Consider the following 22128-nt stretch of genomic DNA (forward strand, 5'->3'; position numbering starts at 1 on the left):
GGATTTAGAGATTGAACTATTAAAGATTTTATTAAACCATAAAAGTATAAAAAGTATCTTTGTGTTTATAAATTATAAAATTATGTTTTCAAAATTAGCGTATTCCGTATTCGAAGAAAGTATCAAGAATTATCATCAATTTGATAATGTTGACCAACCGATTAGCAATCCGTATCCAAAAGATAAATTTGAGCATTTATTGTATCATAAAAACTGGATTGACACGGTGCAGTGGCATTTTGAAGATATTATTAGAGATCCAAATATTGATCCAGTAGTCGCTTTAACTTTAAAAAGAAGGATTGACTCCTCTAATCAGGAACGCACTGATATGGTTGAATACATTGATAGTTATTTTCTTCAAAAATACAGTACTGTTAAAGTGAAATTTGAAGCAAAAATAAATTCTGAAAGTCCAGCTTGGGCTTTTGATCGATTGTCAATCTTAGCATTGAAAATTTACCACATGCATGAGGAAGCTACACGTGCTGAAGCGTCTCAGGATCATAGAGACAAGTGTCAGTTAAAGTTAAACATTTTGTTAGAACAAAGAACAGATTTATCTACTGCAATTGATGATTTATTAGCTGATATCGAGAATGGTGACAAATTCATGAAAGTGTATAAACAAATGAAAATGTACAATGATGATGAGTTGAATCCTGTTTTGTATCAGAATAAGAAGTAGAATGGCAAAAAAATCTTTCTTTTAAACAGAACCTCTGTTTTTTAAATTCGTCTATATCATTGGATTTATAGGCGTTTTTTATGTCTTTTATGAAAACATTTTTCATGTTGAAGAGAAAAATTCTGGGATAATATTGTATGTATTAGTGATATTTGGTCTTTTTAATTTAAGAAGATATATTATTAGTAAAAACAAAAACTCACAGCGTTTACCTAAAATAAAGTTAAATAATTTTGATTATAAAACAGAATCATATTGCCGTCATGAGACTTTCCGCAATGGGAGATGTCGCTATGACGGTTCCTGTTTTAAGAGCATTTGCAAATGAGTATCCACAAGTTAAAATCACGGTTATTTCACGTCCTTTTTTCAAACCATTTTTTGACGGAATTCCCAATTTGACTTTTTTTGTATTTGATGAAAAAAAGAGACACAAAGGGTTTTTTGGATTATTGCGTTTGTTTCTAGATTTAAAAGAACGTCAAATTGATGCTTTTGCTGATTTGCACAATGTATTGCGATCCCAAATTATTGGTAATCTTTTTGCTTTAAGCGGAAAAAAAGTGGCTGCTGTTGATAAAGGCAGAAAAGAAAAAAAAGAACTTACTCGTGCTGAAAATAAAGTTTTCAAACCATTACCAACTATGTTTGAAAGACATGCTAAAGTATTTGACGAACTGGGTTTTCCTTTAGATTTATCCTCCCGAATTGTTGGGAAAAATTTCCCACAAAAAGCGGCTTTAAATCAAGAAATTGTATTAATTATTGGAGAGAATTATCAAAAATTAATCGGAATTGCTCCTTTTGCACAATATGATTCTAAGGTGTATCCATTAGATTTAATGCAAAAAGTTATTGATCAGTTAGCTAACAATAATTCCTACACCATTTTGCTTTTTGGAGGCGGAAAAAAAGAAATAGCTTTACTAGAGTCATTTTCAAAAAATAAGAATAACGTCATAAATATAGCGGGTAAAATAAAATTTCAGCAGGAATTGCAACTAATAAGCAATCTTGATGTAATGCTTTCTATGGATTCCGGAAATGCACATATAGCGGCTATGCTGGGTGTAAAAGTGATCACACTATGGGGTGCAACACACCCTTTTTCTGGATTTTCTCCATTCAATCAACCATTAGAAAACGCTTTAGTTTCTGATCGAGAAAAGTATTCATTATTGCCCACATCTGTTTATGGAAATAAAAAGATAAAAGGATATGATGAGGCAATGAGAACGATTTTGCCGGAGACAGTGGTTGCTCTTATTCAATCGTTGTTGTTGTAAAATAGTAGTATTATAATTTTGGCTTAAAGCCAAATTCCATTTTCTCTGCAACTTACGATCAAAAAACGTTTCAGGTTTGAAAGCGACTCTTCATAATCAGGTGGTTCTAATCCAAAACGTAAAAATTCTTTTTGTTGCTTTTCGGTCTCTTCGCAAGCTTTTACAATTTCTTTGAGCATATCAAGCATAATCAATTGCTTGTTAGCGTTTTGTTCAAATTTTAAATCAACTAGTTCATCTTGTAATTTTTCACAATAGGTTATGAGTTGCTCTACTTCTGATTCGTCCAGAAGATGTGGTTTGTTTTTAAAAAGTTCACGTGGTTTTTTCATGGAGATACAACGGAAGATTATAAGCGTGATTAACTTTTCAACTTACAGTTCTAATAAAACTTGAATTTCCTTTTTGAGATTTGAAATATGGCGATTTAAAATAGCCCAAACAATTGAGTTGTCAATACTATCATAAGCATGTACTAATCTATTTCTAAATCCAATTATTTGTTTGTCATTTATAATCTGAATTGTAAGATCATTTTTTTTAATTTTGTTCAAGGCCTCTCCAACTATTACTAATTGTCTTTCAACAGCGCTTTGAGTTTTTTTGTCATTTTCATAATCATTAAAACTAGTAATATCGATAGTAAAATCCTCAATTAGTCCGATTGCGATTATAATATCAGAAAGATACTTTTTGCTCTTTTCCGTCATAAATTAAAATTTTTGTATCGTCTATGTTTTTTTTTAAAATTGGATTTCTAATGGAAGAATTGGTTAATAAATCTACTTTTTTTTGAAAAAAATCCTCTAATTTATCCCAAAGAGACATCAAGTTTTCGCCTCTAATAATTGGATCTTCGCTATCAATTTCTATAAGTAAATCGATATCACTTGTTTTATCATCAAAATTTTCAGTTACCGCAGAACCAAATGCATAAATATTCTTAACATTATGGCTTTTACACAATGATAAAAATTCTGCTAGTTTAGTTTTTATAGATTCTTTCATTTCCATAAGGCTAAGGTAGTTGATTTTTATGTATTCAATGTTTTGCTGTTTAAAACCTAAAATTGAAAACTATTTCTTTTTAAAAAGTTCAGATGGTTTTTTCATTAAGTCTTAAAATTAAAAATTCCAAATTCCAATTTCTAAAGTTGGAGTTTGGAATTTTAAACAGTGGAATTTAATTTTTAAACATCATCATAATCAATATAAATAGTCTCAGATGTGGGATGTGCTTGACAGGTCAAAATCAATCCGCTGGCAATTTCTTTATCAGTAAGAATAGAATTCTTAGTCATTTCGGCAGTTCCCGACGTAACACGCGCTAGACAGCTACTACAAATTCCGCCTTGGCAAGAATAGGGAGCATCAATACCTTGTTTTAATGCTGCGTCAAGAACAGTTTGTTTTTGTGACATTTCAAAAGTCGTTTCCTCATCATCAACCATAATGGTGATTTTTGATTGTCCGCTTAATGATTTTTCTATTGCGTTTTCTGTGCTTGAAGAAGAGAAAAGTTCAAATTTAATAGATGATTCTTTTACGTTTTGTTCTATTAAAACTTCGGTAACGCGATTGATCATTTCTTCAGGACCGCACAAGAAGAATTTATCAAATGTTAATTCCTTGTGTTTATTTTTCAAAACATAATTCACAGTGGATTTCTCTATTCTTCCAAACAAGGTGTCATCTACTTTGGCTTGACTAAAAACATAATGCACAAAAAAACGACCAACGTGTTGTAATTGCAAATCATGTAATTCTTGATGAAATATTGTTTCTTCGGGGGTTTTATTCCCATAAACTAAAACAAAAGAACTTAGAGGTTCGTTTCTTAGCATTGATTTAATTACCGACATGATAGGCGTAATTCCGCTACCAGCTGCAAAAGCTGCGTAATTTCTTTGACGATCAGCTTGTGGTTCAAACGTAAATTTCCCTTCGGGAGTTCCTATTTCAATTGCATCGCCAGTTTTGAGTGAAGTATTAGCAAACTGAGAAAACGCGCCGCCTTTAACCGCCTTAACCGCAATACGAAGTTCGCCGCTATCTGGTGAAGAACATATAGAATACGCACGACGAATTTCCTCACCGTCAAGAGTCAATTTTAAATTAAGGTATTGACCTGCAATGAATTTATAATTTTCTTTTAGTTCCTCAGGAACGTTAAAAAGTATGGAAACAGCATCTTTGGTTTCGCGTTTTACTTCTTTTATAATTAATTTTAAAAACGATGACATGTGATTATTTTTTGACAAAGATAATAAAGAGATTAGGTTTCTAAAAAATTAAAAAGAGCGAAATTTATATACTTACTGAAGTTATGTATAAGAATCTTTTGTATATTTTTTTAAAGAAATGAAAAAAAATGAAAAACGCTCAATTATATGGAGGAAGTCTCAATGCTATTGTCATGAAGTTGCTACAGGAAAACGGTACAAAGTTTGGCTATGAGATCATTCAAAAAGGACTAAGCATCTCTAAAACTATGAAATCATCTTAAAGTAAATAATATGATTAAATTTAACATTGCGACAATAAAGATTATCAAAACACGAATTTGTCATTCTCAGTAACGAAGCACCGCTACAAAATTGGCAAATCATCTATAAAGTACTAGAAAAGTTTTACATACTGGAGTTACAAATAATTTAAAAATCAGATTACAATTGCGCAAAGACTCAATAAATTCAAACTCGTTCACAGCTAAAAATTAAGTTCATTATTTGTTGTATTTCGAAAGATTTACGTGGATACAAATAGCAATTGCTAAAGAAAAAGAAAGTAAAGGATGGAAAAAAGATAAAAAGAGCACACTAATAAAAACTAATAATCCCGAGTTGAATTTTATCAATTATTTGTGTGAATAAAATTGAAGAGATGTTTCGTTCCTCAATTTGACAAAGTGTACTATGAAATAGAAAATACAAATCTGTAACGTTTTCCTACTTTGACTTACTTACCATAAAACCAAAAGACCTAAACTATGATTCAAAAATTTCTTTATCTCGAATGGAAAGCATTTACTAGATCGGCTTCCTTTGCGACCAACTTAGCACTGAAAATCCTGATGGGTTTTGTGGCTGCGTATTTCATTCTGATTTTTTTAGCACTAGGAGTACTAACTTTTTACATCCTAGAAAAAGAGAATTTCGACCCCATTGCTACTGTAAATAAATTCATGATTTACTACGTATTGATGGATTTAGCCACTCGATTGCTGGTGCAAAAAATCCCTGTATTGAATATTCGTCCAATGTTAACTTTCCCAATCAAAAAAAGTACAATCGTGCATTTCTCTCTTGGAAAAACAGTTTTATCATTCTTCAATTTAATTCATGGGTTTTTTATAATTCCTTTTAGTGTTGTGTTGATAATAGAGGGATATGACGCTGTCTCTGTATTACTTTGGTTTGTAGCTATCTTTTCTTTCCTTTACATCAATAATTTTATCAATATTATACTGAGCAACAAAGACAATTTATTTACCATTTTCTTGGTATTAGTAGCAATTTTAGCAGGATTGCAGTATTATGGTTATTTTAATATTACTGATTATTCAGCACCATTTTTTGATGCTATTTTCAACACGTATTGGGCATTTGTAATTCCAGTTTTTGCTTTGATATTCTTGTACTATTTCACATTCCTATATTTCAAAAGAAATTTATACCTCGATGCAGGACTTGCGAGCAAGCATGATATCGCTAAAACGGAGGATTTAACGTGGCTGAACCAATTTGGAACTATCGGAACGTTCTTGAAAAATGACATCAAATTAATCAAAAGAAACAAGCGATCAAAAACCACCGTTGGATTAAGTGTAATGTTTTTATTTTATGGACTGTTTGTCTTTACAAACGGAATTGAAGCTTACAACAATCCAATGATGCATATTTTAGCTGGGATCTTTGTTTCCGGTGGATTTCTAATCACTTTTGGACAATTTGTTCCTAGTTGGGATAGCGCTTATTACCAATTAATGATGACGCAAAATATTCCGTACAAGGGCTATTTAAGTTCTAAATGGTGGTTGATGGTTATTGCTACACTTGTTTCAACAACTATTGCGTCATTTTATCTTTATTTTGGTTGGCAGATTTATTTGACAATTATTGTAGGGGCTATTTATAACATTGGCGTGAATTCCCATTTAGTTTTGCTTGGAGGCGCGTATACTAAGACACCTATAGATTTGAGTTCTGGACAAGGAGCTTTTGGCGACAAAAAAGCATTCAATGTAAAAACCATGTTAATTTCGATTCCGCAGTTGGGTTTGCCAGTTTTGTTGTTTTGGTTAGGTTCTAAATTTTTCAGTCCTGATGTCGGCTTAGCTTTAGTGGCAACATTAGGAATCTTAGGTTTTGCACTGAAAAATAAAGTATTCTCGCTAATTGAAAGAGTTTACAATACAGAGAAATATGCCACTATTGCCGCTTACAAACAAAAAGGATAATTAAAAGACAGACAGCCATTAACCATTCAAATAAAAAAACTTTAAAAAATGATCAAAGTAAACAACCTTTCAAAAACATATAACGGAACAACCGTATTAAAAATAGATTCTTTAGAAATAAAAAAAGGCGAAAGTTTTGGACTCGTTGGAAACAATGGAGCCGGAAAAACCACCTTTTTCAGTCTTTTGTTGGATTTAATCCAGCCATCTACAGGAAATATTATCAACAATAATATCCAAGTGAATACTAGCGAAGCGTGGAAACCTTTCACTGCTTCTTTCTTGGACGAAAGCTTCTTAATAGGCTACTTAACTCCCGAAGAATATTTTTATTTCATAGGTGATTTACGCGGACAAAACAAAGCCGATGTCGATGCTTTACTAGCAACGCACGAAGAATTTTTTAATGGTGAGATCCTGAAAAACAAAAAATATTTACGTGATTTATCTAAGGGAAACCAAAAGAAAGTGGGAATTATTGCCACACTGATAGGAAATCCTGATGTGATCATTCTCGATGAACCCTTTGCAAATCTAGACCCAACAACCCAATTCCGATTAAAAAAAATCATCAAGGATCTAGCTAACAATCCGGAAGTTACCGTACTAGTTTCCAGTCACGATTTGCAACACACCGTTGAGGTAAGCGATCGAATTGTCGCGATGCACAAAGGTGAAGTAGTTAAAGACATTCAAACCTCTGAAGAAACACTGAAAGAATTGGAATTGTTCTTTGCTGTTTAGAAAAATTCATATTTAACCGCTGATGTGCTGATTTCAGCAAGTGATGCAACTAAAATCTGGTCATCGTAAATTTAGTATTATTTTGTCACGCTGGAAGCGTCTCAAGACTCGAGAGCAACTTAATTGAGATACTTTTAGCATGACAAAATAAAGGGCGACTCGCGCCAAATTATACAATTAACAATAAAAAACAATTTTTATTTTTGAACCATTAAGAATGTTAAGTCGCATTTAGACTTAACTTAACCTAATGGTTTTGATGGTTTTATAAATTTAATACCTGATTTAAATAGACTTTTTTATAAATATAAACAGTTTCAGTAATCCTTTTGTCACGCTGGAAGCGTCCCTAGACTCGAGAGCAACTAAATTAAGAGGCTTTTAGCGTGACAAAATAAAGGGCGACTCGCGTCAAATTATACAATTAACAATAAAAAACAGTTTTTATTTTTGAACCATTAAGAAGATTAAGCCACATTAAAACTTAACTTAATGTTCTTCATGGTTTTCTAAATATAATGTTTGTCTGACAAACACTTTTTTCTAAATAGAAACGTTATTATCATTCCCTTTGTCACGCTGGAAGCGTCCCTAGACTCGAGAGCAACTAAATTGAGAGGCGCACCGCATGACAAAATAAAGGGCGACTCGCGCCAAATTATACAATTAGCAATAAAAAGCAGTTTTTATTTTTTAACCATTAAGAAGATTAAGTAAAATTAAGACTTGATACTGCTTAATATTTTTAGTGGTTTATTAAATTGTACAAACTTTTTTATAAATATAAACATTATCAGTAATCCGTTTGTCACGCTGGAAGCGTCGCTAGACTCGAGAGCAACTTAATTGAGAGGCGCACAGCATGACAAAATAAAGGGCGACTCAAGCCAAATTATACAATTAATAATAAAAAACAGTTTTTATTTTTGAACCATTAAGAAGATTAAGACTTGATACTGCATAATATTTTTAGTAGTTTATTATATTGTACAAACTTTTTTATAAATATAAACAGTATCAGTAATCCGTTTGTCACGCTGGAAGCGTCTCTAGACTCGAGAGCAACTTAATTGCGATGCTTACAGCATGACAAACTAGAGGGAGACTCGCGTCAAATTATACAATTAGCAATAAAAAGCAGTTTTTATTTTTTAACCATTAAGAAGATTATGTAAAATTAAGACTTGATACCGCTTAATATTTTTAGTGGTTTATTAAATTGTACAAACTTTTTTATAAATATAAACAGTATCAGTAATCCGTTTGTCACGCTGGAAGCGTCTCTAGACTCGAGAGCAACTTAATTGCGATGCTTTCAGCATGACAAACTAAAGGGAATGAAAGGGTGTAAAACCTTTAAAAACCCTAATAAAGTTCAGTTTTACTCGGCCGTGACCTTACGTTACTTCGTCGTTCCTGCTGGCAACTTCGGGTCGGGCTTTCGCTCCCAATCTTTTTTATTCTTTGTCAAGAATAAAAAAGGATTTCCGCTACATCCCTCACGCAACTAACTTTCATTTGTAACCTTAACCCTTTCACACTATCAAAAAGAAATGTATTTTTACCAATCAATATACTAAAAAGTGTATTTAATAGTTAATTGATAAAAACGTTTTCCATTGAGAATCAATATAATTAAACAATTCTTCTTACTTTTATTTTTAGTATTTGTTGCAGCATGCTCTACTAAAAAGAATACTTTTTTGTCCAGAAATTCACATGCCTTAAGCACTAAGTACAATATTTTGTACAATGGTGGAGTGGGCTTTGACAAAGGCGTTCAAACTATTAAATCCAATAATGATGATGATTTTTGGCAGTTGTTACCGCCAGAAAAAATGCAGTTAAAAGAAGAAATTCTTTCTAGTTCTAAACCCAGTAACGCTGATTTTGAATTGGCTGAAACCAAAGCCACAAAAGCAATTCAGAAACATTCAATGAACATTGGCGGAAGAGAAAGAAACAGCCAAATTGATGAAGCATACCTAATGCTCGGAAAGGCGCGCTATTTTGATCAGCGATTTGTGCCAGCACTTGATGCTTTTAACTACATTTTATACAAATATCCTAATAGCAGCAGAATTTACGAAGCTAAAATTTGGCGCGAAAAAACCAATATGCGTCTGGGAAACGATGCTTTAGTTATTAAAAACATCAGCAAATTACTAGAAGATCACAAAGTAAAAAAACAAGTTTTTGCTGATGCAAACGCGCTTTTAACAGCTTCATTTTTAAACATAGAAGAAAAAGATAGCGCTGTTGCTAAAATAAAACTAGCGATAGAATTTACTAAATTGAATCAGGACAGGGCACGTTACCGCTTTATTCTAGGACAATTGTATCAACAATTAGGTTACAAGGACAGTGCAATTGCTTCCTATCAATCTGTGATAGAAATGAAAAGAAAAGCGGAGCGAAAATTTGTTATCCAAGCGCACGCTAAAAAAGCAGAACTATTTGATTTTGCAAATGGCGATTTTGTTTTATTTGAAGAAACCTTTGATAAATTAGTTAAGGACAGAGAAAATCGTCCCTATAAAGATTTGATTTTTTATAATTATGGTATGTATCATGACAAGAAAAACAATCAAAAGCAGGCTCGGGAATTTTACAGTGCATCGTTAAAGGCAAATTCTAAAGATCCTTATTTAATAGCTTCTAATTATAGAAACTTGGGAAACATGTATTTTAGAGAAGCAAATTATCCCATTGCTGCAAAGTATTATGATAGTACTTTAGTAAAACTGAATATTAAATCAAGAGAATTTCTTAAAATCCAAAAAATAAGAAAGAACCTAGACGAGGTCATTCTGTACGAAGCGGTAGCAGAAAGAAATGACAGTATTCTCACCGTGGTGGCTCTAAATCCAAGCGATAGGATCTCCTATTTTGAAAACTACATCGACAAATTAAAAAAGGAAGACGAAACCAAGCGACTCCTTGAAGAAAAAAATGCTGAGAAACAAGCAAATATAGATCGCAATAATGCCGCTTCAACTATTGATCCTATTACAAATGCTGCCACAAATCCGCCTCAAGGCGTAGCTATGGGTCCGCCAGCGATTCCGGGAACTCCCTCAATTGCTGGAAATAGTACTTTTTACTTTTATAATCCCACAACCATTGCTTTTGGAAAATTAGAATTTAAAAAAATATGGGGAAATAGAGCTGCAATCGGCAATTGGAGAATGTCAACAACTGCTACAACTAATACCGTCAACGATACTTTGAGTGCCAGTAATGAAGCTATCGATAAAATAGAGGAAAAAGATATTGTAGTTGAAAAATATACCACTGAGTTTTATTTAACACAACTTCCAGTAGAAAAAGTGATATTGGATAGCATAAACAAAGAACGAAATTTTGCTAATTATCAACTTGGAATCATTTACAAAGAGAAATTCAAAGAAAATCTTTTGGCTGTAGCCAAATTGGAGAAGCTTTTAAGTAGTAACCCAGAAGAAAAACTTGTTCTTCCTGCTATGTACAATTTGTATAAATTATATCAAATTACTGATGTAATCAAAGCAACTACAATGAAAAATAGTATAATTGCTCAATATCCAGATTCGCGTTATGCACAAATTTTAAACAATGCAAATCCTAACGCCGACTCGTTAATAGATTCACCCGAAGGCACGTACACAAAGTGGTACAGATTATATGAGCAGGAGCAATACGCTGTAGTTCTTGCAGCTATGGATCAATTGATTTTACAATTCTCAGGTGAGGAAATTATATCTAAATTAGAATTGCTTAAAGCAAATGCTATTGGCAAGTTAAAAGGAGTTACGGCTTATAAAGATGCACTGCAAGATGTAGCAGATAATTATCCAAATACAGATGAAGGTAAAAACGCGCAATTGATAATTAGCGACCAGATTCCGTATTTAGAGAAAATGGAGTTTGTAGATAAACCATCTAATAATTGGAAGATCTTATACAGAGTGGGTTTGCGCGATGACCAAGCTACAAAAGATCTACAAGAGAAAATTAAAAGTTTTATCGATAACGGAGATTTAAAAAATATTTATTTTTCGTTTGATGGTTATACTGCTACCGAACAATTTATTACTATTCATGGAATAAATTCAAAACTGTACGCTGATGATATTGCATTTGTTTTGGCAGATAAAATTAAATATAAAATTACTAACACCCCAATTGTAGTTTCAGCAGAAAATTATAAAGTGATTCAAATCAAAAAAAATCTTGAAACCTACCTAACAATAAAATAAATATGTTTGACAAAAAAAAGAAACCGTATACAGATCTATTGGGGAAAACCAATCGAATTGTAGAAGGAACAATAATAAAAGGTGATATTATTTCAAAAGCTGATTTTAGGCTTGACGGAGAATTAATTGGCAATTTTGAAACGAGTGGTAAACTTGTTATCGGGCCAGCGGGAAGTGTAACCGGAGACATAATTTGTAATAATGTGGATATCGAAGGAAAGTTCAGCGGGATTATTCAAGTCACAGAACTACTTAATGTGAAAGCAACTGCTGTTATAAAAGGCGAAGTTAAAGTAGGTAAATTATCAGTAGAGCCGGGCGCTGATTTTAGTGCAACCTGCGTTATGAATTCTACCATGAAACAAACAGCAGCAGTTGATGAGCAAAAACAATAATTTAAAGCAAACTAATAAATGGTTAGTGATGATGAATATTCCTTTTCAAATGGGAATCATTATTTTTTGCTTTACTTACTTGGGAATTTGGTTAGACGAAAAATACACCAGTTCCTCAATTTTCACCATTATTCTATCACTTTTTGCAGTTTTTATAGCATTGTATAATGTTATTAGGCAAGTCAAAAACTTAAATAAAGACGATTAATGCAGCAGTTTTATAGGTTTTTAATAATTATTTTTCCGATTTCTATTATATTATTTTTCGTACAATATTTTAGTATTGATATATTTTTTGAAAATACTTTTTTCTTTTATTCTACTTGGAGTATTTACATTTTTCATCTTATTTTGACTTTAATAAGTTATGGTTTTCTGCTTTTTGTGAACAAAACGTTTGCTGATAAAACAGGATTTGCCTTCATGGGATTTAGTCTTATAAAAATGCTGGCGGCAATTGTTTTTTTGATTCCGTTGTTGCAGTCGGATGTGGTGAGTAAAATCCCCGATGTAAGCGCATTTTTTATTCCGTATTTTCTATTTTTATTTACAGAGACATTTTTCGCTGTTAAATTGTTGAATAAACAATAGATGAGAACACAGTTAGATTCCGTTTTTTATTAGAATTTAACGACTAAAAACAAAATGATAAATTTTCAGTTATGAATAATTTATGTACCTTTGCAAAAAATTTTAAAACGTAGAATTAGACACACAATTTAAGAATGGTATTTTCAAATAAACTTGTTCAGTTCATATTAGTTGCCGTAATAGCCAGTATTCCTTATTTTGCAGCTGCAAATCCTGAAGCTGATAATGTTCCTGTTGCTAATGAAGCGGTTACAGATCACAAAGCAGGAGCACCTCATGAGAAAGAAGCATTCAATGCTACTAAATTGATTAATGATCACATTGGAGATTCGCATGAATTTCACATTGCCGATTGGAATGACCATCCCATTACTTTCTATCTTCCTGTAATTTTATGGACAAACAATGGTTTGGAAGTTTTCTCTTCTGAAAAATTTCATCATGATAACAAAGCCGAACATTTTGTGGATCAAAATGGTCAAAAGTTAGTTCGCTACAATGAAATTATTTTTTACGCAGATAAATTTGAAGCTTTAACACAGGATCAAAAAGATCTTGGCGCATTTGAATTTGATGCAAGACCATTAAACTTCTCGATAACAAAGAATGTGTTTTCCATGTTTATTTCGGCTATCGTAATGTTCTTATTATTTTTAGTAGTAGCAAGATCATACAAGAAAAATCAATTAGCGCCAAAAGGTATCGCTGGTTTTCTCGAGCCATTAGTAACATTTGTTAGAGATGATATTGCGAGACCAAACATTGGAGAAAAAAAATACGCACAATACATGCCGTATCTTTTAACTATCTTTTTCTTTATCTGGATTAACAACTTGATTGGTTTAATTCCGTTTTTTCCTTTCAGTTCAAACTTGACTGGAAATATTTACTTTACTTTTGTTTTGGCTTTTATTACATTTATTGTTACGACTTTAAGCGGTAACAAAGAATATTGGGGACATATTTTCAACACACCTGGAGTACCGGTTTGGTTAGCGCCTATTATGATTCCTGTGGAAATTATTGGTATGTTGACAAAACCTTTCGCATTGATGATTCGTTTGTTTGCTAACATTACAGCAGGTCACATCATCATATTGAGTTTAATTTCATTGATTTTTATATTTGAAAGTGTAGCGGTTTCTCCTATATCTGGAGCTTTCGTAGTTTTCATGACCGTATTAGAAATGTTAGTTGCTGCATTGCAAGCGTATATTTTTACGTTGTTATCAGCATTATTTATTGGTCAAGCAGTAGCAGAGCATGATCATCATTAATTTGAGTTTTATTAATTATTAACTATATAAATTTATTATTATGGTATTAGCTGGAATCGGAGCTGGATTAGCAGTAATTGGAGCAGGTCTTGGAATTGGAAAAATTGGTGGATCTGCTATGGATGCAATTGCTCGTCAGCCAGAAGCTGCTGGAAAAATCCAAACTGCTATGATTATCGCTGCTGCACTTATTGAAGGTGTTGCACTTTTCGCAGTAGTTGTTGCGTTGATCACAAAGTAATTACAAATTAAAATTTCCTGTAGCGGTTGGCTGCAGGAAGTTTTTATTTATAAAATAAAAAAAATATTTTAAATATACCTATATGAATCTTACAGCACCGGAGAGTTTAATTTTTTGGACAACGATCATTTTCTTTGTTTTCTTTCTTCTTTTAAGAAAATTTGCTTGGAAACCAATTTTGGGAGCCGTAAAAGGTCGCGAAGAATCGATTAATAATGCTTTGGCATCAGCCGAATCAGCGCGAAGAGAAATGCAGAATTTAACTGCTGATAACGAGCGTATTTTACAAGAAGCGAGATTAGAGCGTGACAACATGCTAAAAGAAGCGCGTGAAATGAAAGACAAGATGGTTGCTGATTCTAAAAAAGAAGCGCAAATTCAAGGCGAAAGAATGATTGCGCAAGCAAAAATTGCAATTGAGGCTGAGAAAAATGCAGCAATGGCTGAATTGAAATCGCAAGTTTCAACTTTGTCATTGAGTATCGCAGAAAAATTATTGAAAGACCAATTATCTAATAATGAAGCTCAAACAAAATTGATTGAGAATATGTTAGGTGACGTAAAATTAAACTAGAATTATGTCAGGAACTAGAGCAACAATTCGGTATGCAAAAGCATTTTTAGATTTAGCTATTTCTGCGGGAAATGAGCCAGAAGTCTATAAAGATATGGCTTTGATATCGTCAACAATAAACAGTAATGAGGAATTGAGTAGTTTTATTCAAAATCCAACAATTTCTGTTAGTTTGAAACAAAGTGCCTTGACAGAAGTTTTTGCAAGTGCAACAGGATTGACTAAAAGTCTCTTCCGTTTGTTATTTGAAAACAAGAGATTTGAAATTCTAGCAGATATTGTATCACAATACGTTCTTATGTCAGATGAAAATAATGGTTTTCAAGTTGTGACAGTAACTACAGCAATTGCTATGGACGCTGTACTTGAAGCTAAAGTTTCTGATAAAATAAAAGAATTTTCAGATAAGAAAATCACAATAGTAAATACAATAGATCCAGCTATTATAGGAGGATTTATTTTAAGAATAGGCGACAAAGAGTATAATGCTTCAGTTGCTAATAGATTACAAGTATTAAAAAGAGAGTTAAGTAACTAGTTATATTGCACGTTAAAGTGTCTAATTTATAAATTAAGATGGCGGAAATTAAACCTGCTGAAATATCAGCAATATTAAGAAAGCAAGTAGAAGGTTTTGAATCTGGCGCAACGCTAGAGGAAGTAGGAACGGTACTTCAAGTTGGAGATGGTATTGCTCGTGTTTACGGGCTTTCAAATGTTCAATACGGTGAGTTAGTAGAATTTGACAATGGTCTTGAGGCAATTGTTTTGAATCTTGAAGAAGACAATGTTGGTGTGGTACTTTTAGGACCATCTACAGGAATCAAAGAAGGTTCAACTGCTAAAAGAACACAACGTATTGCTTCTCTTAAAGTAGGAGAGCAAATGGTAGGTCGTGTAGTAAACACACTTGGTTTTCCAATTGATGGAAAAGGACCGATAGGTGGAGACTTGTACGAAATGCCATTAGAAAGAAAAGCTCCAGGAGTTATCTTCCGTCAGCCAGTAACCGAGCCTTTACAAACAGGTATCAAAGCAGTAGATGCTATGATTCCAGTAGGAAGAGGACAGCGTGAGCTAGTTATTGGTGACCGTCAAACAGGTAAATCAACTGTTTGTATTGACACTATCTTAAATCAAAAAGAATTTTACGATGCTGGTAAACCAGTATTTTGTATCTATGTTGCCATTGGACAAAAAGCGTCAACGGTAGCAGGAATTGCAAAAATGTTAGAAGAAAAAGGAGCAATGGCATACACCATTATTGTTGCTGCTAATGCTTCTGATCCTGCTCCTATGCAAGTTTACGCTCCTTTTGCAGGTGCTGCAATTGGAGAATATTTTAGAGATTCAGGTCGTCCAGCTTTAATTGTTTATGACGATTTATCTAAACAAGCTGTTGCTTACCGCGAGGTATCTCTTTTATTGAGAAGACCACCGGGACGTGAAGCATATCCTGGAGACGTTTTTTACTTACACAGTCGTTTATTAGAGCGTGCTTGTAAAGTAATTGCTGATGATGGAATTGCTAGAAACATGAATGATTTACCAGATTCATTGAAATCGATTGTAAAAGGTGGTGGTTCACTAACGGCTTTGCCAATTATTGAAACTCAGGCTGGTGACGTATCTGCTTATATCCCAACAAATGTAATTTCGATTACTGATGGTCAAATTTTCCTTGATGGAGATTTGTTTAACTCAGGAGTTCGTCCAGCGATTAACGTAGGTATTTCGGTATCTCGTGTAGGTGGAAATGCACAAATTAAATCAATGAAAAAAGTAGCAGGAACATTGAAACTAGATCAAGCACAATTCCGTGAATTGGAAGCGTTTGCTAAGTTTGGTTCTGATCTTGATGCGGTTACATTGAACGTAATTGAAAAAGGAAAAAGAAACGTTGAAATCTTGAAACAAGGTTTGAACGATCCATATACTGTTGAAGACCAAGTTGCAATTATCTATGCAGGTTCAAAAAACTTATTGAGAAATGTTCCTGTGAAGAAGGTAAGAGAATTCGAGAAGGACTTCTTAGAATACTTGAACAACAAACATAGAGACACTCTTGATGCTTTGAAAGCAGGAAAATTATCAGACGAAATCACAGATGTAATCGAATCTGTAGCAAAAGAATTATCAGCAAAATATAACTAATCCGCACCAAGCCTCTCGCCTTGGCGAGGAGGAGTTAGGAAAGGTGAACATAATATTAATATAAGACAGATACCCTCGTTTGGTCTCCCTCCCCTTTGGGGAGGGTTGGGGAGGGGAAAAGATGGCAAATTTAAAGGAAATCCGTAATAGAATTACTTCCGTTTCATCTACGATGCAAATTACATCGGCAATGAAAATGGTCTCTGCAGCAAAGCTAAAAAAAGCACAAGATGCAATTACAGCAATGCGCCCTTATGCCGAAAAATTGACGGAGTTGTTACAAAATCTTTCTGGTACGCTGGAAGGTGATGCTGGTAGTGAATATACAGTGCAACGCGAAATCAAAAAAGTACTGCTTGTTGTAGTGACTTCTAACAGAGGTTTAGCTGGTGCGTTTAACACAAATGCTATCAAGGAAGCTAAAAGTCGTGCGGTATATTACGCTGGTAAACAAGTTGATATTTTTGCTATTGGTAAAAAAGGAAATGATGTTTTAAGTAAAACTCTTGATGTTGTTGCGAACCAAAGTTCTGTTTTTGATGAATTGACTTTTGATAATGTAGCAAAAATTGCTGATGAATTAACTCAGAAATTTGTTTCAGGTGAGTATGACAAAATTGAGTTGATTTACAACCAATTTAAAAATGCAGCGACACAAATCGTTCAAACAGAACAGTTTTTGCCGCTTGCTCCAATAAAATCAGATGTTGCAGTTGCAGCGGGTGATTATATTTTCGAGCCTTCAAAAGAAGAAATTGTTTTGACTTTGATTCCAAAATCATTGAAAACACAATTGTATAAAGGAATTCGTGATTCATTTGCTTCAGAACACGGCGCGCGTATGACTGCTATGCACAAAGCAACGGATAATGCAACTGAATTGAGAAATCAATTGAAATTGACTTACAATAAAGCTCGTCAAGCTGCTATTACCAATGAAATCTTAGAGATTGTTGGTGGAGCGGAAGCGTTGAAAGGATAGATTTCCCTAGCCCCGCCGCGGCGGGAGAAGTAAAAAATAAAGCCAGCAATTTGTTGGCTTTTTTATTTAAATATTGTAATCTTTTTTCAATTGTATCTTGTTATTCTTTAAATTTGCTTTATAAAATTTAAAAACATGGCAATTATTACAAATTTTTCGGATTTAGATTTGACTAAGCAATATTCGTATTCTGATTATTTGCTTTGGCAATTTCAGGAACGTGTAGAATTAATTAAGGGATTTATTCGTAAAATGAGTCCAGCACCAAGTATGGTGCATCAAACTATTGTAAATAACCTTACTGGAATATTCTATATTCACTTTAAAAATAAATCCTGTAGAGTTTTCCAAGCTCCTTTTGATGTTCGTTTAGCTATTCCATCAACCAAAAAAGACTCCACTGTGGTTCAGCCTGATTTGTGCATTATTTGTGATGAAAGCAAACTAGATGCACGAGGATGCAATGGATCTCCAGATTTGATGATTGAGATTATATCGACTAATAATAGCAAACACGATGTGCACACTAAGTTTAATTTATATCAAGAAGCGGGCGTGAAAGAATACTGGATAATTGAACCTAATGATAAATTAATTCTAGTTTACACCTTAGTGAACGAAGTATTTATTGGTTTAAAACCACAAGTAGAAGGCGAAAAAATTACAAGCCCACTGTTTCCTGAATTGGATATTGCTGTAGAAGATATTTTCTTTAAAGTATAAATGTCAATAGTTCTAAAGTTCTTTCGTAAAATAGTTCTTTCAAAATCACTGACAATTATTTTTTGTTAGTAATTCATTTTTCTTTCTGTACAGTCCTATCAATAAATTTATACCATTCAGATCTATTAGAATCAAACTTGCGATTCAAAGTATCATGTTAATCAATGAATTGATTAAATTTATTAAAAGTAAACATATCAAATAAGGTGATAATGTTTCAAACTTATCGAGATCGTGAAAACAAATTTAGTTTACAAATATTGCGTTATTTTGCATCATCATTTATTTTTAGTAATTAAAATGCAAAATAAAATATTCTATCATCAATCTTTTCTATATTTATCGAAATATTTAGGTTGTAATGTGTTGATCGACATCCAAATAAAGCTACGATTATGAACAAAATCACTTTTAGAAAAATTAACATAGCTTTTTCGATATTTCTATTTTACTGTATTTTAAGTGCAAACGCGCAATGCATTCAAGGAAACGAATTCAACAAAAGCACCCCAAAAAGAGATTTAAGAGCAGTATTTTTAACAACTGTTTTTAACTTAGATTGGCCAACCAGTAGAACGGCTTCTCCAGCAACGCAGCGCGCTGAGTTAATCACCATATTAGATAATTTACAAGATAATGGGTATAATACAGTTTTCTTTCAAGTGCGTCCATCCAGTGATGCGCTGTACGCTTCAACAATAGAGCCGTGGTCGTTCTACTTAACAGGAACTGAAGGATTAGCACCCAATCCGGTTTGGGATCCTTTAGAGTTCGCTATAACTGAATCACATAAACGCGGACTCGACTTACATGCCTGGATTAATCCTTATCGATCAAAAAATGGTACGTACATTAATGCTGTCAATCATCCATCAAATGTAAATCCTAATTGGGTAATGACCGCAACGATCAATCCCAACCTGAAAATCTTAAATCCTGGATTGCCTGAAGTAAGAAACTACATTGTTTCTATTATTCAAGATATTGCTATCAGATATGATGTTGATGGAATTCATTTTGATGACTATTTTTATCCGACATCTTTTATGGCGGCAACTCCAAATAATCAAGATAGTCAAACTTTTTTAGTCCATAATCCAAGTGGTTTAACATTAGCCAACTGGAGAAGAGAAAACGCGAATTTGCTTGTAGGGCAAGTTTATGATGCAATACAAGTGATCAACACTAATTTTAATAAGAATATTATTTTTGGAATTAGTCCATCAGGTATTTGGAAAAGCGGAACGCCAACTGGAATTATTGGAGGATCTCATTTTAACGATCAATTTTATGATCCTATTGCGTGGCTAGATGCAGGAAAAGTAGATTATTTAGCACCGCAGTTGTACTGGAAAATTATTGGAGCCCAAGATTATGTTGCGTTGTCTAAATGGTGGAACGATCAGGTAAAACTAAGAAACAAGCAATTGTATTTAAGTCAAGCGTATTACAAAATGACGGATAGTAATAACTGGGCTTCCTCAGAAATACAAAATCAAATTATACAAAATAGATCTGCCGCAATGGATGCCACATTTGGACAAATAGGATATCGCTATGTATCGATAAAAGATAATTCAAAATCGCTAAACACTAATTTGCTAGCGGCCGAATATAAATATAAATCTTTTGCTCCGTCAATTGCGGGAAAAGACGCCATTTGCCCAAATCCTCCGGCTAACATTACCATTACAGGAAATTTGCTGACTTGGAATACTCCCGCTGCAGCAAATGATGGAGATTTACCAGTAAAATATGTTATTTATGCCTTTGATAATATGGCGGAAGCTGTAACAAATAAAGAGGATGGTGCTAAAATAATTGAAATTACCGCTGGGAATCAGTTTACATTAACGCAAGATCAAGTCGATAATAAATTTATTATAGTTACATCATTAGATAAAAATAATAATGAGGCAGGAACGTACAACCCTTTAAGTATAGAAGATTTTGAGTTAAGTACAAGCGAATCACTTACAGTTTATCCAAGTCCGTTTTATGATTTTTTCACAATTATATTTAATAAATCAATAACAACAAACGCCGAAATATTGATTTTTGAAGGAACGGGGAAACCTGTTTTTCAGCAAAATTATTACACTATTTCAAACTCTAAAATTACTGTAGCGCCTATTAACTTGGCAAGCGGAATATATTATGTCAGAGTTAATTTTGAAGATGGAAATAGTGAAAGTTTTAAGATTATAAAAAAATAGGAATTAGTTACTTCTATTTTTTTATCGATCGTCTTTTGGGTAAAAAACTATGTCTTTAATTTGCTTTCTAGACTCTTATTTTGAGTTTAATTGATATCAGAGAAAACATAAACTTTTAAAATCTGGGCAGTAGATTTGTATCGTTTTTTACTACGATTAATTTATTCGCTGCAGTAAATATGGGAGAAGTATAATAAAGATCTATAAAAGGATTTAGGTCAATTCGAGAATTGTTTTTAAACGGGGCTAATAAATTTGCCGTATTAATATATTATCTAAAAGACGTTTAAAAGAGTCGATGGTTTGATGGCTATAATTTAATTTTAAATTTCAGTTTTTAATAAGTTAAAAATCGAAAAGATAGTTAAGGGTGATAACTTTCTCTTGAGATTCAGGACAACTAATTGATAAAAAAAAGCAAAAAGTACAGTAATTAATACTATCATTAACTTTTTTACAATGCCGAAATTTGGAGAATGCTAGGAAGAAAGCAAACATTATAAATATTACAGAAATAAATAAAGATTTAGAAATCCAATGTTTAATAGGAATTTAAAATGGATCACAAAATAAACCAGTATAACAACTATCAAATTAATGAAATTTTGTTTAATTAGAAATTTCATATTGCAGGACTGTTTACAAAAAATGTTTTAAAATAAAAACTATAAAATTATAAAGAGAATGTGCAGTTGCAACTAAAATAAAACCATAATTTTTCTTCACACCAATTATAAAAAGATAAGCAAAGATAAAACCAATAAATAAAGCAAAAATAAAATAAAACGAATTATATAAATGTTGGAGAGCAAAGGCAAAAGAAGATATTATACAGGCATAATGAGATTTAGTTTTTGTTAAAAAGAAATTAATTATGAGATACTGAAATAATAAAGTTTCTAAAATAGGTGCCAGAAAAACTACTAATATAAATTCTTCATTCAAATTTTCAAATCCTTTTACACCATGATTAATAGAACGTCCAATTAAGTGAGTAGAAAGAAGCGAAGCTATCGAAGAAATAATCAAATTGCAAAATACAGCAATTATTACTAATTTAGGAAAATTCAACTTATTTAGAAAATAGTTTATTTGCTGCACCACGATTAAGAATTTAGAGATAAAAATTCCAGAATCAATATTTTTCTATGATTCTGGAATACTTTTAATTTTATTTATAAACCATTGCATTACCATGTCTAGAATCGCTCCTTAATGATGCTGCGATTTCGTATGCACTTCTTATTGTATATGCGACGCCATAACTTAAATCACCCCAAAAACTGCTTCCTCCCTCAATATTTAATAACTCAAAATCGCTAAGTACTGTTAAATTTTCCATAAAAATAAGTTTTGATTGATTAATGATTTCCTCCGTCAGCCCATCCTTGTCTCCAACTCGATTTTACTTCTTCCCAGTTATCAATAATCTGGGACGCAGCATAGCCCCAAACGGTTTTCTCCCAGAAACTTTTGCCCCCTCCGTCAATTTCTAATTGTTCCTGAGCACTAAGCTCCCCTAAATTTAAATTTTCTAATGTCATAATTTTAATTTTTTTT

General features: G+C 32.7%; 24 protein-coding genes. 17 read left to right on the plus strand and 7 right to left on the minus strand.

Going from position 1 to position 22128, the window contains the following annotated elements; all coding sequences use genetic code 11:
- The first annotated feature begins 82 nt into the window (after positions 1–82).
- Positions 83–688, plus strand: a complete 606-nt coding sequence (locus tag BUB42_RS09275; RefSeq protein WP_073019538.1) for a DUF4254 domain-containing protein — start codon at positions 83–85, stop codon at positions 686–688.
- Between the two features lie 263 nt (positions 689–951).
- The gene (locus BUB42_RS09280) at positions 952–1974 is read left to right on the plus strand and encodes a glycosyltransferase family 9 protein (protein ID WP_073019473.1); all 1023 of its coding nucleotides are present in this window, start codon (positions 952–954) and stop codon (positions 1972–1974) included.
- Positions 1975–1997: 23 nt separating this feature from the next.
- Here the strand turns inward: BUB42_RS09280 and BUB42_RS09285 are convergent, their stop codons facing one another.
- The 4 genes from BUB42_RS09285 to BUB42_RS09300 all read right to left on the minus strand — a co-directional run bounded on the left by BUB42_RS09285 (position 1998) and on the right by BUB42_RS09300 (position 4217).
- On the minus strand, positions 1998–2306 hold the full coding sequence (locus BUB42_RS09285; RefSeq protein ID WP_073019474.1) for a hypothetical protein: 309 nt from the start codon (positions 2304–2306) through the stop codon (positions 1998–2000).
- A 42-nt stretch (positions 2307–2348) separates the two neighbouring features.
- Positions 2349–2684, minus strand: coding sequence for a HepT-like ribonuclease domain-containing protein (locus tag BUB42_RS09290; protein WP_073019476.1), 336 nt, complete (start codon positions 2682–2684; stop codon positions 2349–2351).
- The gene (locus BUB42_RS09295) at positions 2653–2982 is read right to left on the minus strand and encodes a nucleotidyltransferase family protein (RefSeq protein ID WP_211517681.1); all 330 of its coding nucleotides are present in this window, start codon (positions 2980–2982) and stop codon (positions 2653–2655) included. The genes BUB42_RS09290 and BUB42_RS09295 overlap by 32 nt, the downstream gene beginning before the upstream one ends.
- A gap of 182 nt (positions 2983–3164) precedes the next feature.
- A complete protein-coding gene (locus tag BUB42_RS09300) occupies positions 3165–4217 on the minus strand; it encodes a ferredoxin--NADP reductase (protein WP_073019480.1) in 1053 nt (350 codons plus the stop codon).
- Positions 4218–4345: 128 nt separating this feature from the next.
- Here BUB42_RS09300 and BUB42_RS16825 point away from each other — a divergent pair, with 128 nt between their 5' ends.
- From BUB42_RS16825 to BUB42_RS09380, 15 genes are all read left to right on the plus strand, one after another.
- On the plus strand, positions 4346–4480 hold the full coding sequence (locus BUB42_RS16825; RefSeq protein WP_262987403.1) for a hypothetical protein: 135 nt from the start codon (positions 4346–4348) through the stop codon (positions 4478–4480).
- Positions 4481–4963: 483 nt separating this feature from the next.
- Entirely contained in the window at positions 4964–6433 is a 1470-nt protein-coding gene (locus tag BUB42_RS09315) for a DUF5687 family protein (protein WP_073019482.1), read from the plus strand.
- Positions 6434–6481: 48 nt separating this feature from the next.
- Positions 6482–7177 (plus strand): ABC transporter ATP-binding protein, encoded by a 696-nt coding sequence (locus tag BUB42_RS09320; RefSeq protein WP_073019484.1) that lies wholly within the window; start codon positions 6482–6484, stop codon positions 7175–7177.
- Between the two features lie 1619 nt (positions 7178–8796).
- Positions 8797–11415 (plus strand): type IX secretion system periplasmic lipoprotein PorW/SprE, encoded by a 2619-nt coding sequence (gene porW / locus BUB42_RS09325; protein WP_073019485.1) that lies wholly within the window; start codon positions 8797–8799, stop codon positions 11413–11415.
- A 2-nt stretch (positions 11416–11417) separates the two neighbouring features.
- A complete protein-coding gene (locus BUB42_RS09330; RefSeq protein WP_073019487.1) occupies positions 11418–11810 on the plus strand; it encodes a bactofilin family protein in 393 nt (130 codons plus the stop codon).
- Positions 11794–12018 carry an AtpZ/AtpI family protein gene (locus tag BUB42_RS09335; protein WP_073019489.1) on the plus strand — a complete coding sequence of 75 codons (225 nt, stop codon included), beginning with the start codon at positions 11794–11796 and terminating at the stop codon, positions 12016–12018. Before BUB42_RS09330 ends, BUB42_RS09335 begins: the two co-directional genes overlap by 17 nt.
- The gene (locus BUB42_RS16745; RefSeq protein WP_073019491.1) at positions 12018–12401 is read left to right on the plus strand and encodes a DUF6168 family protein; all 384 of its coding nucleotides are present in this window, start codon (positions 12018–12020) and stop codon (positions 12399–12401) included. The genes BUB42_RS09335 and BUB42_RS16745 overlap by 1 nt, the downstream gene beginning before the upstream one ends.
- Positions 12402–12535: 134 nt before the next feature.
- Positions 12536–13678, plus strand: a complete 1143-nt coding sequence (atpB, locus tag BUB42_RS09345; RefSeq protein WP_084118313.1) for a F0F1 ATP synthase subunit A — start codon at positions 12536–12538, stop codon at positions 13676–13678.
- Positions 13679–13718: 40 nt separating this feature from the next.
- Entirely contained in the window at positions 13719–13919 is a 201-nt protein-coding gene (gene atpE, locus BUB42_RS09350) for an ATP synthase F0 subunit C (protein ID WP_073019493.1), read from the plus strand.
- A gap of 82 nt (positions 13920–14001) precedes the next feature.
- Positions 14002–14493, plus strand: a complete 492-nt coding sequence (locus tag BUB42_RS09355; protein ID WP_073019495.1) for a F0F1 ATP synthase subunit B — start codon at positions 14002–14004, stop codon at positions 14491–14493.
- Positions 14494–14497: 4 nt separating this feature from the next.
- Complete coding sequence (atpH, locus tag BUB42_RS09360) at positions 14498–15031, plus strand: ATP synthase F1 subunit delta (RefSeq protein ID WP_073019496.1); 534 nt, start codon at positions 14498–14500, stop codon at positions 15029–15031.
- Positions 15032–15069: 38 nt separating this feature from the next.
- Positions 15070–16647 (plus strand): F0F1 ATP synthase subunit alpha, encoded by a 1578-nt coding sequence (gene atpA / locus BUB42_RS09365; protein ID WP_073019497.1) that lies wholly within the window; start codon positions 15070–15072, stop codon positions 16645–16647.
- A gap of 121 nt (positions 16648–16768) precedes the next feature.
- Positions 16769–17629 carry an ATP synthase F1 subunit gamma gene (gene atpG, locus BUB42_RS09370; protein ID WP_073019498.1) on the plus strand — a complete coding sequence of 287 codons (861 nt, stop codon included), beginning with the start codon at positions 16769–16771 and terminating at the stop codon, positions 17627–17629.
- Between the two features lie 135 nt (positions 17630–17764).
- Positions 17765–18352 (plus strand): Uma2 family endonuclease, encoded by a 588-nt coding sequence (locus tag BUB42_RS09375; RefSeq protein WP_073019499.1) that lies wholly within the window; start codon positions 17765–17767, stop codon positions 18350–18352.
- A gap of 395 nt (positions 18353–18747) precedes the next feature.
- Entirely contained in the window at positions 18748–20568 is a 1821-nt protein-coding gene (locus BUB42_RS09380) for a family 10 glycosylhydrolase (protein ID WP_073019500.1), read from the plus strand.
- A gap of 639 nt (positions 20569–21207) precedes the next feature.
- Here BUB42_RS09380 and BUB42_RS09385 read toward each other — a convergent pair.
- The 3 genes from BUB42_RS09385 to BUB42_RS09390 form a co-directional block, all read right to left on the minus strand.
- Complete coding sequence (locus BUB42_RS09385) at positions 21208–21639, minus strand: CPBP family intramembrane glutamic endopeptidase (protein ID WP_170857206.1); 432 nt, start codon at positions 21637–21639, stop codon at positions 21208–21210.
- A gap of 100 nt (positions 21640–21739) precedes the next feature.
- A complete protein-coding gene (locus BUB42_RS16410; RefSeq protein WP_170857207.1) occupies positions 21740–21910 on the minus strand; it encodes a hypothetical protein in 171 nt (56 codons plus the stop codon).
- 19 nt (positions 21911–21929) lie between these two features.
- Positions 21930–22112 (minus strand): hypothetical protein, encoded by a 183-nt coding sequence (locus tag BUB42_RS09390; RefSeq protein ID WP_073019504.1) that lies wholly within the window; start codon positions 22110–22112, stop codon positions 21930–21932.
- Between the last annotated feature and the right edge of the window lie 16 nt (positions 22113–22128).

It is taken from the genome of Flavobacterium micromati (genome assembly GCF_900129585.1).
Classification (GTDB): Bacteria; Bacteroidota; Bacteroidia; order Flavobacteriales; family Flavobacteriaceae; genus Flavobacterium; species Flavobacterium micromati.

Coding starts and splice junctions, on each gene's coding strand:
- BUB42_RS09300 (WP_073019480.1), bottom strand. CDS start 4,217: ATGTCATCGTTTTTAAAATTAATTATAAAAGAAGTAAAACGCGAAACC.
- BUB42_RS09390 (WP_073019504.1), bottom strand. CDS start 22,112: ATGACATTAGAAAATTTAAATTTAGGGGAGCTTAGTGCTCAGGAACAA.
- BUB42_RS16745 (WP_073019491.1), top strand. CDS start 12,018: ATGCAGCAGTTTTATAGGTTTTTAATAATTATTTTTCCGATTTCTATT.
- BUB42_RS09295 (WP_211517681.1), bottom strand. CDS start 2,982: ATGAAAGAATCTATAAAAACTAAACTAGCAGAATTTTTATCATTGTGT.
- atpE (WP_073019493.1), top strand. CDS start 13,719: ATGGTATTAGCTGGAATCGGAGCTGGATTAGCAGTAATTGGAGCAGGT.
- BUB42_RS09330 (WP_073019487.1), top strand. CDS start 11,418: ATGTTTGACAAAAAAAAGAAACCGTATACAGATCTATTGGGGAAAACC.
- BUB42_RS09285 (WP_073019474.1), bottom strand. CDS start 2,306: ATGAAAAAACCACGTGAACTTTTTAAAAACAAACCACATCTTCTGGAC.
- BUB42_RS16825 (WP_262987403.1), top strand. CDS start 4,346: ATGAAAAACGCTCAATTATATGGAGGAAGTCTCAATGCTATTGTCATG.
- atpB (WP_084118313.1), top strand. CDS start 12,536: ATGGTATTTTCAAATAAACTTGTTCAGTTCATATTAGTTGCCGTAATA.
- BUB42_RS09280 (WP_073019473.1), top strand. CDS start 952: ATGAGACTTTCCGCAATGGGAGATGTCGCTATGACGGTTCCTGTTTTA.
- BUB42_RS09275 (WP_073019538.1), top strand. CDS start 83: ATGTTTTCAAAATTAGCGTATTCCGTATTCGAAGAAAGTATCAAGAAT.
- BUB42_RS09375 (WP_073019499.1), top strand. CDS start 17,765: ATGGCAATTATTACAAATTTTTCGGATTTAGATTTGACTAAGCAATAT.
- atpG (WP_073019498.1), top strand. CDS start 16,769: ATGGCAAATTTAAAGGAAATCCGTAATAGAATTACTTCCGTTTCATCT.
- BUB42_RS16410 (WP_170857207.1), bottom strand. CDS start 21,910: ATGGAAAATTTAACAGTACTTAGCGATTTTGAGTTATTAAATATTGAG.
- BUB42_RS09290 (WP_073019476.1), bottom strand. CDS start 2,684: ATGACGGAAAAGAGCAAAAAGTATCTTTCTGATATTATAATCGCAATC.
- BUB42_RS09355 (WP_073019495.1), top strand. CDS start 14,002: ATGAATCTTACAGCACCGGAGAGTTTAATTTTTTGGACAACGATCATT.
- BUB42_RS09380 (WP_073019500.1), top strand. CDS start 18,748: ATGAACAAAATCACTTTTAGAAAAATTAACATAGCTTTTTCGATATTT.
- atpA (WP_073019497.1), top strand. CDS start 15,070: ATGGCGGAAATTAAACCTGCTGAAATATCAGCAATATTAAGAAAGCAA.
- atpH (WP_073019496.1), top strand. CDS start 14,498: ATGTCAGGAACTAGAGCAACAATTCGGTATGCAAAAGCATTTTTAGAT.
- BUB42_RS09315 (WP_073019482.1), top strand. CDS start 4,964: ATGATTCAAAAATTTCTTTATCTCGAATGGAAAGCATTTACTAGATCG.
- BUB42_RS09320 (WP_073019484.1), top strand. CDS start 6,482: ATGATCAAAGTAAACAACCTTTCAAAAACATATAACGGAACAACCGTA.
- BUB42_RS09335 (WP_073019489.1), top strand. CDS start 11,794: ATGAGCAAAAACAATAATTTAAAGCAAACTAATAAATGGTTAGTGATG.